This window comes from Microbacterium sp. (assembly GCF_035554235.1).
GTDB lineage: Bacteria > Actinomycetota > Actinomycetes > Actinomycetales > Microbacteriaceae > Microbacterium.
The window spans coordinates 12877-27941 of record NZ_DATMIO010000185.1; the positions used below are offsets into that span (position 1 = coordinate 12877).

Annotated in this window: 9 protein-coding genes; 6 read left to right on the top strand and 3 right to left on the bottom strand. The window is 69.8% G+C overall.

Going from position 1 to position 15065, the window contains the following annotated elements; genetic code table 11:
- Window positions 1-237 precede the first annotated feature (237 nt).
- The 3 genes from gad (at window position 238) to VNT50_RS09635 (ending at window position 3701) form a co-directional block, all read left to right on the top strand.
- Window positions 238-1578, top strand: a complete 1341-nt coding sequence (gad, locus tag VNT50_RS09625; protein ID WP_325484903.1) for a glutamate decarboxylase — start codon at window positions 238-240, stop codon at window positions 1576-1578.
- 257 nt (window positions 1579-1835) lie between these two features.
- On the top strand, window positions 1836-2309 hold the full coding sequence (locus VNT50_RS09630) for an SRPBCC family protein (protein WP_325484895.1): 474 nt from the start codon (window positions 1836-1838) through the stop codon (window positions 2307-2309).
- Window positions 2310-2339: 30 nt separating this feature from the next.
- The gene (locus VNT50_RS09635; protein ID WP_325484896.1) at window positions 2340-3701 is read left to right on the top strand and encodes a threonine/serine exporter family protein; all 1362 of its coding nucleotides are present in this window, start codon (window positions 2340-2342) and stop codon (window positions 3699-3701) included.
- 14 nt (window positions 3702-3715) lie between these two features.
- Here VNT50_RS09635 and VNT50_RS09640 read toward each other — a convergent pair whose 3' ends face one another.
- The gene (locus VNT50_RS09640) at window positions 3716-4039 is read right to left on the bottom strand and encodes a hypothetical protein (RefSeq protein WP_325484897.1); all 324 of its coding nucleotides are present in this window, start codon (window positions 4037-4039) and stop codon (window positions 3716-3718) included.
- Between the two features lie 20 nt (window positions 4040-4059).
- Window positions 4060-10305, bottom strand: coding sequence for a DUF5979 domain-containing protein (locus tag VNT50_RS09645; RefSeq protein WP_325484898.1), 6246 nt, complete (start codon window positions 10303-10305; stop codon window positions 4060-4062).
- A 326-nt stretch (window positions 10306-10631) separates the two neighbouring features.
- On the opposite strand from VNT50_RS09645, the gene VNT50_RS09650 reads away from it, so the two are divergent.
- The gene (locus VNT50_RS09650; RefSeq protein WP_325484899.1) at window positions 10632-12341 is read left to right on the top strand and encodes an NAD(P)/FAD-dependent oxidoreductase; all 1710 of its coding nucleotides are present in this window, start codon (window positions 10632-10634) and stop codon (window positions 12339-12341) included.
- 76 nt (window positions 12342-12417) lie between these two features.
- Window positions 12418-12741 carry a hypothetical protein gene (locus VNT50_RS09655; RefSeq protein ID WP_325484900.1) on the top strand — a complete coding sequence of 108 codons (324 nt, stop codon included), beginning with the start codon at window positions 12418-12420 and terminating at the stop codon, window positions 12739-12741.
- Between the two features lie 144 nt (window positions 12742-12885).
- Here the strand turns inward: VNT50_RS09655 and VNT50_RS09660 are convergent, their stop codons facing one another.
- On the bottom strand, window positions 12886-13896 hold the full coding sequence (locus VNT50_RS09660; protein WP_325484901.1) for a glycerophosphodiester phosphodiesterase family protein: 1011 nt from the start codon (window positions 13894-13896) through the stop codon (window positions 12886-12888).
- A 116-nt stretch (window positions 13897-14012) separates the two neighbouring features.
- On the opposite strand from VNT50_RS09660, the gene VNT50_RS09665 reads away from it, so the two are divergent.
- Window positions 14013-14933 (top strand): Bax inhibitor-1/YccA family protein, encoded by a 921-nt coding sequence (locus VNT50_RS09665; RefSeq protein ID WP_325484904.1) that lies wholly within the window; start codon window positions 14013-14015, stop codon window positions 14931-14933.
- Window positions 14934-15065: the final 132 nt, after the last annotated feature.

Sequence of the window (15065 nt, forward strand, 5' to 3'; positions counted from 1 at the left end):
GCGGCTTTTCATGCAGATGACACCATTGCGTCGCAACAACGGGCCGGGCACACTGAGCCAAGTACGCCCGCCGTGGGACCCATCTCCCGGGCCGCTCGGCCTCGCAAATGCGCTGATTCACGCCAGAAGGCAGGAGCCGTAGCAATGACCGTTTCGCCCCCGACGTCCGAGCCCATCAAGCCCAGCGAGTCGACGCATGCCTTCACCGGCCTCGGCGACACCAATCAGCTCAACCCCATGTTCGCGCGGGCGGGCGAGGCGACGGACTTTCCGCTGGATCGAATGCCTGACGGCGAATCACTGGGCGAGACCGCCTACCAGATCGTGCACGACGAGGCGATGCTCGATGGCAATGCGCGCCTGAACCTCGCGACGTTCGTCGGCACCTGGATGGACCCGTACGCCTCGAAGCTGTACGCGGAATCGGCCGACAAGAACATGATCGACAAGGACGAGTACCCGCAGACGGCCGCGATCGAGACGCGGTGCTGGAAGATGCTCGCGACCCTGTGGAACTCACCCGACGCCGCCGACAGCATCGGCACGTCGACGATCGGCTCGTCGGAGGCGTGCATGCTCGGCGGCCTCGCTCTGAAGCGGCGCTGGCAGCTCGCCCGAAAGGCCGCGGGCAAATCGACGGAGAAGCCGAACCTCGTGCTCTCGAGCGCCGTGCAGGTCTGCTGGGAGAAGTTCTGCAACTACTGGGACGTCGAGGCGCGCTACGTGCCCATCACCGACGAGCACCGGGTGCTCGACGGGTTCGAACTCGACAGGTACGTCGACGAGAACACCATCGGGGTCGTCGCGATCATGGGCGTCACGTACACCGGCATGTACGAGCCCGTCGACAAGATCGCGGCCGCGCTGGACAAGATCCAGGCCGACACGGGACTCGACGTCAAGATCCACGTCGACGGCGCCTCGGGGGCGATGATCGCGCCCTTTCTCCAGCCGAAATTGGCGTGGGACTTCCGCGTCGAGCGGGTCGTCTCGATCAGCACCTCGGCGCACAAGTACGGGCTCGTGTACCCGGGCCTCGGCTGGGTCATCTGGCGCTCGGTCGCCGACCTTCCGCAAGAGCTCGTCTTCGACGTAACCTATCTGGGCGGCCACATGCCCACGTTCGCGCTGAACTTCTCGCGGCCGGGCGCGCAGGTGCTGCTGCAGTACTACCTCTTCCTCCGGCTCGGCTGGGACGGCTATTACAAGGTGCAGAAGGCGTCGCAGGATGTCGCGCTGTATCTCTCCGGCGAGATCGCGAAGATGGAGGCCTTCGACCTCTGGAACGACGGCAGCGACATCCCGGTCTTCGCGTGGCAGCTCGCGAAGGGGCACACCGACAAGTGGAACCTCTACCACCTGTCCGAGCGCCTGCGCCTGAAGGGCTGGCTGGTCCCCGCGTACCCGATGCCCGATGACCTCTCGGATCTCACCGTGCAGCGCATCGTCGTGCGCAACGGCCTGAGCCGCAACCTCGCCGAGTCGCTCATCGCCGACATCCGGGAGGCCGTCGAGTACCTGGATCGTCTGGAGTCCCCGATGCCCACCGAAGGCCTCGTGACCGCCTTCACCCACTAGGAGTTGACTCGATCACGAGAATCGGGTCGCACCTCGGTGGTCAGTCGCGGGGATGTGGTTCCTGAGTTGACCCGAAGACCGGGGCGCTGGGCAGCGGGCATGGACCCATCATCCTCTGCGCGCAAGATGTGCCCGAGCGCAAGTCACCCCCGAAACGGCATCCCGCGTGTCCCACGCTGGGACAATCCCGCCGGGGTGGTTTCGGGATTCCTGACCACCCCCGACGGGTCGGTGACCGTCAGCCGTATCCTGGTGTCATGGGCGCCATGGGTGTCATCGAGTTCGAGTTGATGCGCACCGTTGATGCGCCCATTCAGGACGTCTTCGGCCGTCTGGCTGACATCAATGGACACAACGATTGGATGCCGGAGAAGGGCAGCCTCCTTCGGCACACTCGGCAGACCTCGCCGGGGGAGCCGGCCCTCGGGACGACCTATCTCGATGAGACATCTGTCGGCCCCACTCCCGGCGAGATCGCGGAGTTCCAGCCCCCTCACACGCTTGTGTACCACTGGTGGGACAAGTCCAAGTCAGGCAAGCTCAAGCTCGAGGGGTGGCCCGCGTACTCGCTCGAGACAGGCGATGGCGATATGACACTCGTACGTCACCACGCCAGAATGCACGCGTACGGGGTGTACCGGCTGGCCACTCCCCTGCTCCGCAGGATTGCGATGAAGGAACGCGCCGCCACGATCGATGCTCTCGCGGCATCCTTCGAACAGAACAGGTAGCCCGCAGTCGTTCCGGCAGACTTGGACCCCATGATCTCGACGCTCATCGCGATTGCGGTGCTCCTTGCAGGGGTCGTCGTGCTGCTGGTGGTGCGGCCACGGGCGGAACGCGACATCGAGATCAGCGCTCGTAGCGCGAGGATCACAGGGTCGATGTCCGTCACGCCGACAGAGGCACCCGATGCCCCTGCGGCCCTTGCGGCCGCAGAGACGGTCGGCAGCGCGATGATCCAGGCGGGGTACTCGGTGGAGACGGTGCAGCAGGTGCTCGCCGACATCGCCCATGTCAACGGCCTTCCCGAGAGCGAGGTGGTGGCGTTCCCGAATGCGCTCCTCGTCTCGGCGCGAGGCCACGGGGAGCATCGCACGGGCGCCGTGGCCAGCGGTGACGGACAGCTCCTGCTCTCGCAGATCGATGAAGTGCAGCGCACGGTGGACGCCGCCCGCACCGGCGTCTTGGACCCTCGGTCGACGATCGAGCGGATTCGTCGCATCCGTGAAATGCCGCCTCTACACGGACGGGTGGTGCGGGTGATCGGCTACGCGCTCCTGAGCGCTGCTCTGTCGGTTCTGCTCGGTGCGTCATGGATCGGGGTCTCGCTCGCCGCCGCGCTCGGGCTTCTCACGGGCGCAGCGCTCATGGTGAGCGAGCGCGTGCCCCGACGCTACGGGGCGCTGATCACCGTCGCGATCGCGTTCTTCGTGGCGCTTGTCGTCTTCCTGCTGCTGCGGGCGGGCTGGGGATCCGGCATTCTGGCCGCGTTGCTCGCTCCGCTCGTCGTGCTGCTGCCGGGCGCTCTTCTCACCACTGCGGTGCTCGAGCTGTCGACAGGGCACATGATCTCCGGCGCGGGACGGGCCGCCGCGGGGGCGATGCAGCTCGTGCTCCTCGGGGCGGGAATCGTGACCGCCGGCGCTCTGGTCGGCGTGCCCGATTTCGATTTCAGCGAGCACCCCGGCCTGCTGGGACCGATCGCGCCGTGGATCGCGGTCGCCGTCTTCGGCGTCGGCATCTGCGTGCATCGGTGCGCGCCCCGACGCTCGCTCCCGTGGATCCTGCTCGTCCTCTACATCGCCTACGCGGCGCAGGTGCTCGGCGATCTCCTGGTGGGCGGTGTGCTCTCGGCTTTCATCGGCGCACTGTGCGTGACCCCGGTGACCGCGCTCGTCGCGCGGCAGCCGTCCGGGCCCGCGGCGCTCGTCAGCTTCACACCCGCGTTCTGGCTGCTCGTGCCCGGAGCTCTCGGGCTGGTCGGTGTGGCCGATGTGCTCGGAGGCGATGCGGCGGCATCGGCATCCCTCGTCGCCACGCTGTCGACCATGGTGGCGATCGCACTCGGCGTGCTGGCGGGTTCCAGCCTTTCGAACCGGATGCGGCGACCGGCCCTCTGACGTTCCAACCCGTTTCAGCCGCGCGGATCGCGCAGCGTCGCCATTGCCTCCACGAGGGTCGAGTGGATGTACTCGAGCTCGGGATTCGCGAAGGACTCCCAGCTCTCGGCGCCGTTTCCGGCATCACCCGCGGTCCACTCCTCCGCACCCGCGTCCGCGGGCACGGGGTTGTGCCGGTAGATCCACCACAGGTTTCCTTGTGGGTCCTGGATGCGGGAGAGCACATCCCCGAAGAACTCCGTGGCGCGCGTGACGACTCGTCCGCGGGATCGGGCGGGTCCGCCATTGCGGACCCGCCCGACCCGTCCCGGTCGATCAGTGCGACGACCGGCCCTCATCCCCAGCGCGGATGTGCCGGCTAGGCACTTCCTCCTCGGCTCCGCGACCACGGGAGCCGCGTCGAGCGAGAGTTGCGAATCGCGAGCAGTAGGCCCGCCGCCAACAGCGCAAGTGCCGCCGTGAGCGGGACGCCCCAGCCCAATCCACCGGTCGTCGCAAGCGGCGCGGTGACCAGGATAGGCGCGCAGCTCGCGTCCTCGCCGTCGGGGCACGGGTCGTCGTACTCGACGGCGCGCCACGGCCCCGGCGGGCTGGTGACGGTGGCGCGGTTGACGGTGACGCCGGCACTCTCGTACCTGACCTGCACCGTGACGCTCGCGCTCTCCCCCGCCGCGAGCTCCGCAATGTCCCACTCGACGTCCCCGCCGACGACGCGGGCCGTCGGCGCCGCGGTCACGAAGACCGCGCCGGTCGGCAGATCGTCGGTCACGGTGAGATTCTCCGCGTCGATCGCACCGGTATTGCTCACGGTGATGGTGTATTCGACGGTGTCTCCGAGCGCCGCCGTCGTGCGGTCGGCGGTCTTGCGGAGGGCGAGGCCACCGAAGTCGTAGACGTTGGTGATCGTGGCGACCTGTCCGGCCGGAATCGCGCCGTCGGTTGCGGCGTCGAGCACCTGCAGCGGCCCGTCCGGACCGATGCGGCCCGTCTCGCCGAACTCGCCCACCTCCCCCTGCTCGGCGACGGTGCACTCCGCGCCGAGGGGGATGCCCTCGATCCGCGCGACGAACGCGTTCGCCGCATCCAGGGTCACCGTCGCGGCGCTCCCGAGCTCGAGCGTCGCACCCGCCGCAGCGCACGCCACATCGGCACGGAATGCGGATGCCGCGAATGCGGCGGCCGGGCCCTCGATCAGCTTGCGCACCTCGATCGGGCCGCCGACCAGGGTCACGCCCGCCTTGACCGGAGCGCGGCGCAGGTTGGCACCGGTGGTGAGCACGGCCTCCGCGCCGAACTGGTTCCAGGCGAAGGCGTCCACGACGGGGACATCGATCGGGCCGAGGTCCGGGTCATCCGCCGTCGCGGGAGCGTTGACGGTCTGGAAGCGCACGGTCACCGCGCCCCCCGGCGCGAGGAACCCCGACGCCGTCGTGGTGAAGTCCACGAGCACCCGAAGTCCCGTCACGTCGGCCCAGTCCCCTGTGAAGGCGTCGCTGCCGGTCCAGCCTGCGCTCGCGCACGTCGGGTCAGCGGGCCAGTTCGATCCACTGCCCGTGCCTACGCAGACGTCAGCCGCGGTGGTCACCTGCCACTGGACGGTCGCGCCGGCGACGGCGGACACGTCGAGGCCGGCGGCCCCGTCGAAGATCGGGCGATAGGTCGATCCACGCGCCGAGCCGGTGGCGAGCTGACGGTCACCCGGCGTCGGCAGCGGCTCGACGATCGTGAGCGACCGGTAGCCGACCGTGCCGCTGTTGACGGCGTCGAGCTTCCACTCGTCGGTGGCCCCGATCACGGTGTTCGCCGCACACGGCGAGCGGTAGTAGCCCTCCGCATCGGCGACACATGGGCCGCCGGGGGTGACGGTGTTGACAGCACCGTCGACGAGGTCGCCGTCGATCTCACCCTTGACGCCCTTGAACGTCGCGAGGGATGCCCCGGGGATGGGCTCGACGTAGTTCGTCGTCCCGCACTCCGTCGCCGGCAGTCCGGGGAGCACGCCCTGGCCGTTGCCGGACGTGTTGGTGCACGCCGACAGCGGCTCCGCGGTGGTCACGACGAACTGGTTCGTCGCGCGCTGACCCTGGCTGAGGCCGGGCTGGAGCACGATACCGAGCGTGATCGTGAAGCGCTCCGCCGGTGCCATCCGCCGCGCGTCGTCCGGCCAGTCGAAGCGGAGAGCCCGGGTGGCGGGGTCGTAGGTGAACGTCACGTCGGTCGACAACAGCCCGCCGGGCGTCGTCTCGAACGTGGGCGCGGTGGAGAAGTCCGGCTCCAGCGAGCCGGGAAGCGTGTCGACCAGCCCGTCGACCGTCAGGTAGCCCGTGCCGGAGTTCGCGAACGTGAGAGTCCACGGAACCGTTTCGGCCGCCTCGACGGTGTGCAGGTTGCCCTCCGGTGTCTTCGCGACATCGAGCGCGAACGTGCCGGTCTGCAGGGCGATCTGATCGGCCGCATCCGAGGCGGCGGCCGCGTACACGCCGGAGTCGACGCGCGCCGACTCCGTGCTGACGGTGTTGTCCACGGTGCTCGGGAACGGGATCGGATCGTCGGTGCCGCGCACGGTGTCGAGCAGCCGCACGGTCATCTCCGCCGTCGCAACCCAGTCCGCCGGAGGAGCGGTGTTCGAGAACACGCCGCCGTCGGCACGCGTGAACACGAATCGGATGCCGGTGACGTCGGCGACCGGGACGCCGGGCAGCACCGCGGTCGCCGAGGGGACGCCCTCCACCCAGTCGTCGCCGACTCGAGCGTCGACCTGCACGCGATCGGCTCCGGCGGGCAGCTGCACGTCGTCGAGCGACACGAGGCGGAACCTGTTCCAGAACTCAGGGGTGGCATCCTCGATGGTGACCTGCTGGGTGGCGACGGTCGCGTCTCCGTCGGTGGCCTCCAGCTGCACCGTGACGTCGCTGCCACGGTCGCGTTCGATGAGCACTCCGGGCGCGATCGTCTTCGAAGCGGTCACGTCGAGTCGGCCGGTGACGAGCTGGATGTCGTCCTCCGCGGTGTCGTTCGGCGTCGCGGCCGCGTAGAGCACCGGGTCGTAGGTCTGTGCGAACGCGTCGTTCGCGACGACGACGGGATCGGTCGCGGGCTCGAGGGAGCTGCGGAGGGTGATGCGCACGATGGTGGTGAGCGTCATGGTGAGTGGCACGCCGGTCGCGATCGTGCCTCCCGTGGATGCCGGGTCGGTCCCCTGGTAGAGCACGCTCACGCCGACCACATCCACCAGCTGCCCGGCCGTGAGGAGTGCTGCGGCGGCCACCGACAGCGTCTCGCTCGACAGCGATCCGTCCGCTGCGCGCTTCCACAGCGTCACCTGGGACGCGGCGGTGTCGACTCCGGCGCCGGCCGGGACGGTGAACGCGATCTTCGTGAGATCGAGACGCTCGAAGGGGTTCGTCGCCGCCTCGTAGTCGGCATCAGCGAACGGATCGGCGGCCCACGCGGTCGGGGCGGACACGCACTCTCCGACGGTGGAGTCGGTGCATGGCATCGGGTCGGTCACGCGCAGGTACGACGCGCGCGACGTCGAGTCGTTGCGCGCCGCGACGGTGTAGACCACCTGCGGGTAGCCGCCCGGGGGAACCTCTCCGGGCGCGGGAATCGGCACGACGGAACGGTCGGCGCTCTTGGTGACGACCACGGCCGGGGGCTGGTCGATCAGCGTCACGTCATCCTGGTCGGTGAGCGGACCGATCGGTGTACCGTTCTGGACGCCGCTCACGCCGACGGTGTTCCACACGGTGTCGTCGGCGCCCGCGTCGTTGTAGCCGTGCGTCGCGGTCACCCACGGTCCGTTCGCGTCGGGCACGCGCACCACGTTGCGGAGCCTCCAGCCGAGGTCGAGGTACCGGTACTGGCCGTCGGCGCTCGTCGACACACCGGAGCCCGGCTGCGGGCGCAGCGGGTCGCTGCTGGCGGCGCGCGCGGCGTCGTTCGGCACGACGGTGAGGCGCATGCCCGTGACGGCCGCGGACTGTGCGGCGGTGAGGGTGTACCCCTTGAATCCGGAGGCGTTCATCCACGTGCCGCCGGGCGCCGCGACGGTCTGCCACGAACCGCTCGAGTAGAGCTCGACGGTCGAGACCGAGTCCCACGCCCAGCGGGCGTCGGACGACGGTCGCAGCTCCACGAGGTCGAAGGCCTGGAAGACGGTCGACTGCGGGGTGGATTCACCACCGCTGGGGTCTGCGATCGTGACCGACTCGTAGCCCGAGGCGGTGACGCCCCAGCCCAATCGGGTGCTCGCGAGAGCTCCCGACTGCGAGCTGAGAGTCGAGGGGGTCCACAGCTTGTCGGCCATGAGCGTGCCATCGCCGGTGTAGGCGATGATGCGGGCGTCCGCGACATCCGCCACCTCATCGCTCTCGATGACCGTGCCACCGGCGACCACGGCGGTCGCGTTCGCGACCGCCTCGTTCTCGTACGTCTCCGCTCCGTCGCCGGGGATCGCCGTGGGGTCGCCGCCGTCGCGCAGCGTGGCGCGCGCCTCGAACACCGTGTTGGGGCTGACCGTGGTGCCGCCGGGGAAGCCGCTCGGGCGGTCGAAGGTGAAGCGCAGGCCGGTCACCGTGTCGAGGTCGAGCGCCGGTGCGAGAGTCGCCAGGTCGCCGGAGAAGACCTCCGTCGAACCGGCGGGGGCGAACACCGTGACGGTCTGCCATCCGCTCGGCGTCAGGGCCTCGATGGTGAGCGTCGAGCCGCTGAGCACCTGCGTCGGGGCGATCGCGATGGGCGTGAATGCGTTCCAGAAGTCCGTGGGGTCACTCTCGCGCCACACGTCCTCGATGACGATGTGGTCCGGTGAGACATACGCGGAGTCCGTCGCGGTCGTGGTCGGCAGCTGCACGACCGCCGTGCCTCCGGCGGTCACCGGCTGCGCGGGCGAGATGCGCTTGTCGATCGACAGCTGGATTTCGGGGTAGAAGACCGCGAGGGGCGCGACGGCGTCGTCGGTTGCGGACCCCGCCGGGTTGGTTCCGGTCACCGACACGGTGTTCGGCAACTGCAGGGGGCTCTCGGCCTGCGATGCGACCAGGTCGGCACTCGTGGCGATGCGGTACGACGCGTTGATGACGGCACCCTGCGCCACCGCGCCGGCGATGCGCAGCTCGAATCCGGTGAGGTGCTCACCGGCCGGCGGCGTGGGAACCGCGGGCGTGTCGCCATTGGCGAAGGGCACCTCGGCCGTGCTGCCGTCGCTGAAGGTCCACACGACGGAGGCAGAGGCCGCGCCGGCCGGGTACGCGATGGGAGCCGTGAAACCGTCGAACAGCACGTCCTCGGTGAAGTAGTCGGCGTCGGTGAGGGTCAGCGTCGCGAGCGGGCCATTCGAGGCGTTGCGTGCACCGATGGTCGCGACCGCCGTCGTGCCGGCGGGAATGCGAGCGGGCGCGATGGACTTCGTCGCCTCGACCGCGACCGTGAGGCCCTGAATCGCGTACGGCGCGGATGCGGTGCGCGTCACCGGCGCGGAAGCGGGCACCGTGACGGTCGCCGACGCCTGGTTGGTGACCGTGGCTCCCAGCACGAGCGACGTTCCGCTCACGCGGTCCTCGGCGCGCTGTTCCACCAGGAGATCCACCCCGCCGGCTGCGCCGCCCGCGGCGATGGTCGCCCCGGTGGAGCTCGAGTAGGTGATCCGGAGGCCGCCGACATCAGCGGCCGACACTCCGGCGGGCAGGGCGATATCGGCCACCGCCGTGGGAACGCCCGTCACCCACGTCCACGAGCCCGCGCTGTACACATAGGCGTCGACGGCGACGAGGTCCGCGCCCTGGGGTGCGGTGACCGCGCCGAAGCCGGTGAAGTCGACCAGTCGGAAGGGATTGTCCGCCGCGAGCGCCGCCGCCGCGTCGGGAGCGTTCGCCGGGTCCTGCAGCGCGAGCGCTGCGGCATCCACATTCGATGTGTTCTGCACCGAGAGGCCGATGGTCGAGGCGACGCCCGGCTCGAACTGCTGCGATCCCGGCTGCCAGGTCTTGCCGACGGCCACGTCGACCGTCTGCTCGACCGTGACCGTCACCTCGGCGGTGTCGGACGCGGGGTCGGCGGTCGTGGCCGTGGCGGTGGCCGTGTTCAGGATCGGCAGTCCATTCGACGGCCACATCGCGTTGAGATCAAGCGGGACCTTGAGCGTCAGCGTGATCTGATAGGTATCGCCGGCGCGGATGCCGATGCCGCCGGCGTCGAGCGCCTGCCCGAAGGCCGCGTGCAGGCTGCAGTCGGTCGTCACCTCGGTGTCACACCCCACGAGCTCGAGGGTCGCCGGCTGCGCCGCGGGTCGCACGGAGGTGCCCAGGATCTCGAAGCCCTCGAACGCGGCGGGGACCTCATCGGTCAGTTCCGCGTCGACGCAGTCCGTGTCGTCGCATCCGACCGTGATCGTGTACGTGAACTCGTCGCCCGGCTCGTAGGTCGCCTGTTCCACCCCGTCGACGACCTTCGCCACCGTGAGGGCGGCATCGGCCGCGACCGCGGGGGTCACCACGAGGAGGCTGGAGACGAGGCCCACCACAACTGCCCCCGCCACGGCGAGCATTCCCCGGCGATGCGGAACGGACGATCGGTCGCGGCGGGACGCCGTGCTGCGGAGCATGTGATTCCTCGAGTGTTGGTTCGGTTCTCGGTGCACGCCGACGCAGTGGCCGGCCTGCGCGACGCCGCGGTGGGTTTCCGGAGAGAGGTGCCGGCCCACTTGCGCCCCCGCGCGAAACCCCGTGTACGCGGCCGACTTTCCTTTCTAGCAAACCGCGGGCCGCGGGCAGCCAAAGTTCACCCCGCGGTTCACCCCTCCCCGGACCGCGGGGGTCGCGTTCAACGTTCCGGGCGGACGCGTCGGCCTACTGGTCGGCCCGGAGCGGTGGCGATACACTCGCCGCGTGGCGGCGGGGGTCGTCACGGCGCGCGAAGGAGGCGAGTGCGATGGCTGCCCGCCCGCAGGCCGACCGGCATCCCGCGATTCTTGTCGTCTCTGCCGATGAACAGGTGCGCGCCGCCCTCGCCGAGCCGCTCTCGCGGCGATACGCGCAGGATTACCGGATCCTCATCGCCGAGGGTCCGGCGCTCGCGGTCGCGGCGATCGACGGGCTCCACGCATCCGGCGGAGACCTCGCCCTCATCCTCTCCGACGATGCCACGGCGGTCGACGGAGAGGGGAGCGTGTTCGCGGCGGCGCGCGGACGCTTCCCCGATGTGCGTCGCGGCCTCGTCATCGAGTGGGGCTCATGGGCGAATCGCTCCACTGCGGATGCCGTGCTCGAGCTCATGTCGCATGTGCAGATCGACTACTACGTCGTGCGGCCCGTGCATTCGCCCGACGAGTCGTTCCATCGGGCGGTGACCGACTTCCTGCGCGAATGGGAGGCGTCGGTGGGCAAGCGCCACCGCGGGTTCACCGTGATCGGCGACGACGCGCAGCCGCGCACCCACGAACTGCAGACCCTGCTCGCGCGCGGGGGCGTGCCGACCGATCACCTCGACCCGAGCTCCCCCGACGCGACCGACCTGCTCGCCGAGTCGGGCGTCGACTACCAGGGGGTTCCGCTCGTGCGCACGGCCGACGGCGGCGTGCTCGTCGACCCCGACGACTCCGCGCTCGCGCGGGCCTACGGCCTGGACACGTCGCTGCCCTCCGGCACGCTCGACCTCGCGGTCGTCGGCGCCGGTCCGGCCGGGCTCGCCGCGGCGGTCTACGCCGCGTCCGAGGGGCTCGAGACACTGGTGCTCGAGGGCGAGTCGATCGGCGGCCAGGCCGGATCGAGTTCGCTCATCCGCAACTACCTCGGCTTCTCCCGCGGGGTGTCCGGGGCCGAGCTCGCCCAGCGCGCATACCAGCAGGCGTGGGTCTTCGGCGCGCGCTTCGCGCACACCCGCCGCGTCTCCGGGATGCGCGTGACGGATGCCGGCTTCGAACTCGACGTGGCCGGCGGCGAGGTCGTCCGCGCCCGCGCGGTGGTGCTCGCGTCGGGGGTCAGCTACCGCCGGCTCGCCGCGAAGGGCCTCCGGCCCTTTGTCGGGGCATCCGTGTTCTACGGCGCCTCCTCGGTGGAGGCCCGCGCGCAGGCCGGCCGGGATGTGCTGGTCGTCGGCGGCGGAAACTCGGCGGGCCAGGCAGCGCTGCACCTCGCCCGGTACGCGCGTTCGGTGTCGCTCGTGGTGCGTGGCCCGTCGTTGGCCGCGAGCATGTCGCGCTACCTGATCGACCAGCTGGATGCCGCGGGCGTGGGCCTGATCACGGGCGCCCGCGTCGTCGACGCGGGCGCCCGTGATGCCGACCGGCTCGACCATGTCGTGCTCGAGCGAACCGAGACCGGCGAGCGCACCGAGGTGCGCGCGGACGCCGTCTTCATCACGATCGGCGCCCGCCCGCACACCGAGTGGCTCGCGCCCGAGGTGCTCCGCGATCAGTGGGGGTCGGTCATCACAGGCCCCGATGTGCTCGCGGAGGGCGGCCGCAGCGCCTGGCTCGGCGGCGACGACGGGCCGAGCCAGTTCGAGTCGTCGGTGCCCGGATTCTTCGCGGTCGGGGATGTGCGCCGCGGTTCGGTGAAGCGCGTCGCCTCCGCCGTGGGCGAGGGGTCGGTCGTGATCTCCGCGGTGCATGTGCACCTCGGGCCGCACGCCGGCGGCTGAGAGGTGCCCGGCGTCGCGACTGGTGCCGCCGCGGGGCTTCGAGCGGGCCGGTCGGTGCGGGGTATACCGTCTCTCCATGACCGATGCCCCCGCCGCCGGAACCGTTCTGCGCATGTGGACCGGGTGGATCCGCCCGTCCGACCGCGCCGCCTACGCCGACTACGTCGAGGAGACCGGACTCGCGAGCTACCGGACGACGCCGGGCAATCTCGGCGCGTTCACGGTGTTCCGCGACCTCCCAGACGGCCGATGCGAGGTGCGCACGATCTCGTTGTGGCGCTCACGCGACGACATCCACGCGTTCGCCGGCGACGACATCGAGGTCGCCGTCTTCTATCCGGAGGATGACCGGTACCTCGTCGGGCGCGAGACGACAGTCGTGCACTTCGACGTCGCGTAGCACTTGCCCTCAGGCGATGCGGGTGCCCTTCGGCAGACGCCGCGCGGGGAGTGTTCACTCGGCGCGATGTGCGCGTCACGTGTGCGGCGACCCGCACTTCGCGACGAGCGAGCGCCGAGGGGGCACCTCGCCTCCCTCGGTGACTCAGCGCCGGAAGAACGCCACCCCGAGATCAGCGTGGTCGACGAAGACACCGTCGAGCCCGGTGGCGCGGATGACCTCCCACTCCGCCTCGTAGTCGCCGAACTCACCAGGAGCGCGGCCATGCCGGAACTCACCCACGAGGAACGTATTCTCCGGGCGGCATGTCCAGGTGAAGACGCGGAGACCCCGGGCGTGCGCATCGTCGACGATTCCGCTCGGTCCCGTCATCCGCCCCAGCTTGTCGGGCGCGAGCAGCAGTCGCTTGTCGACGCTGATCCCGTCGACCACGCCGACGAGGGTGTCGAGGCCGGCGGGTTCCACGGTCTTGCGATATGTCAGCGCCGCCCTGCCCAACGCCGCCACCTGGTCGAACGGGCGACCGGCGGCCTCGATGAGGTAGACGTACGTGCCGCGGATGCCTCGCGCGCGGATGCTCGTCAGCACGGTCGACTCGAAGGCTTCGACCACGAGCGGCAGCTCCCCGTCCGCCCATCCGGCACGGCGCAGCTCCGCATCGACCAACGCCGCGACGTCCAGGCCGAGGCCGGCGAAGTACGTCGCGTGCTTGATCTCGAGCACCACGCCGATTTCGCGCCCCTGGGCGAGCGAGGCGTCGCGCACGAGATCGAGCACCTGGGCGAGCCGCAGCACCGGCTGCTGGTCATCGAAGCTCGCGCTGGCGGGCCGGATTGCGGGCAGGCGTTCGCGGCAGCGGAGCGTCGCGAGTTCGTCCCACGTGAAGTCCTCGGTGAACCAGCCGGTCATGGGCGCGCCATCCACCGTCTTCGTCGTCCGCCGTTCGGCGAACTCGGGGCGGTCGGCCACGTCGGTCGTCGTGGAGATCTCGTTCTCGTGCCGCACGACGAGAACGCCGTCCTTCGACACGACGATGTCGGGCTCGACGGCATCGACGCCCATCTGCAGCGCGAGGTCGTACGAGCTGCGGCTGTGCTCGGGCCGATAGCCGGGCGCGCCCCGATGTCCGATCACCAGCGGATTCCGACGGGGCACGCCTTCAGCGTAATCGCCGGTCCAGGGCGAGATCCCAGCCGAGGCAAAGGATCGTTCGGGTATCGTGGATTCACAGCACATAGCTGTCAACCTTGACATTGGAGTGTGAGCAGGCCATGGCCCTCAACAACCCCGCGTTCAACAACCCGGCGTTCCAGGACCCGAAGGCAGTCCAGACCTACCCGGGCGGCCCGCAGGCCGCGAACCTCGGTGGGCAGACGCAGTACGCCGCCGCGCAGCACGCGGGGGTGGATGCCGCGACCAACGCCCACCTGGAGGGCATGTATGCCGCCCCGGCGGCCGGTGCCATCGAGACCGACCGGATGACGGTTGAAGACTCGGTCCTCAAGACCGTGGGTCTGTTTGCCGTGCTCGTCGTCATGGCGGCGGTCGGCTGGGTCTGGACGATGGCACCAGTCACGGTCGAGAACCCCAACCCGACGCTGATGCCGTGGATCGTCGGCCTGCTCGGCGGTTTCGTCCTGTCGATGGTCGTCATCTTCACCTCGCGCAAGAAGGTGCGTCCAGCACTCATCTTCGCGTATGCCGCGTTCGAGGGACTGTTCGTCGGTGGCATCTCCGCGTACTTCGAGTTCATCTGGCCCGGCATTGTCGTGCAGGCCACACTGGCGACCCTGGCAGTCGTCGGTGTCACGCTCGCACTGTTCGCCAGTGGAAAGATCCGGGCATCCAAGAGGGCCACCAAGGTGTTCCTGGTCGCGATGGTCGGCTACCTGGTGTTCTCCCTCATCAACATCGGCCTGATGCTCTTCAACGTGCCGGTCGCCGGTGGCGCTTTCGGCATCCTTAGCGCGGAAGGCCCTTTCGGCATCCCGTGGGGCGTGCTCATCGGTGTTTTCGTCGTGATCATGGCCGCCTACTCGCTGGTGCTCGACTTCGACCAGATCCAGCAGGGCGTCCGCAACGGCGCGCCGCGACAGTACGGCTGGCTCGGCGCCTTCGGCATCATGGTGACCGTCGTCTGGCTCTACGTCGAGATCCTGCGCATCCTCGCGATCGCACGCGGCAGCAACTAGCCACGGCCCGGATCAATGCGCGCAGCGCGTTGATGCGGGTGCGTGTCTAGATCGAGTAGCCGCTCAGCGGCGTACCGAGATCTCATTCGCACGAAGGGCCGTCCCGGCAGGGGCGGCCCTTTCTGCTGTGCA

Excerpts from the sequence above, each read along its gene's own strand:
- gad (WP_325484903.1), top strand. The coding sequence starts at position 238 with ATGTTCGCGCGGGCGGGCGAGGCGACGGACTTTCCGCTGGATCGAATG.
- VNT50_RS09635 (WP_325484896.1), top strand. The coding sequence starts at position 2,340 with ATGATCTCGACGCTCATCGCGATTGCGGTGCTCCTTGCAGGGGTCGTC.
- VNT50_RS09650 (WP_325484899.1), top strand. The coding sequence starts at position 10,632 with ATGGCTGCCCGCCCGCAGGCCGACCGGCATCCCGCGATTCTTGTCGTC.
- VNT50_RS09645 (WP_325484898.1), bottom strand. The coding sequence starts at position 10,305 with ATGCTCCGCAGCACGGCGTCCCGCCGCGACCGATCGTCCGTTCCGCAT.
- VNT50_RS09640 (WP_325484897.1), bottom strand. The coding sequence starts at position 4,039 with ATGAGGGCCGGTCGTCGCACTGATCGACCGGGACGGGTCGGGCGGGTC.
- VNT50_RS09665 (WP_325484904.1), top strand. The coding sequence starts at position 14,013 with ATGGCCCTCAACAACCCCGCGTTCAACAACCCGGCGTTCCAGGACCCG.
- VNT50_RS09630 (WP_325484895.1), top strand. The coding sequence starts at position 1,836 with ATGGGCGCCATGGGTGTCATCGAGTTCGAGTTGATGCGCACCGTTGAT.
- VNT50_RS09655 (WP_325484900.1), top strand. The coding sequence starts at position 12,418 with ATGACCGATGCCCCCGCCGCCGGAACCGTTCTGCGCATGTGGACCGGG.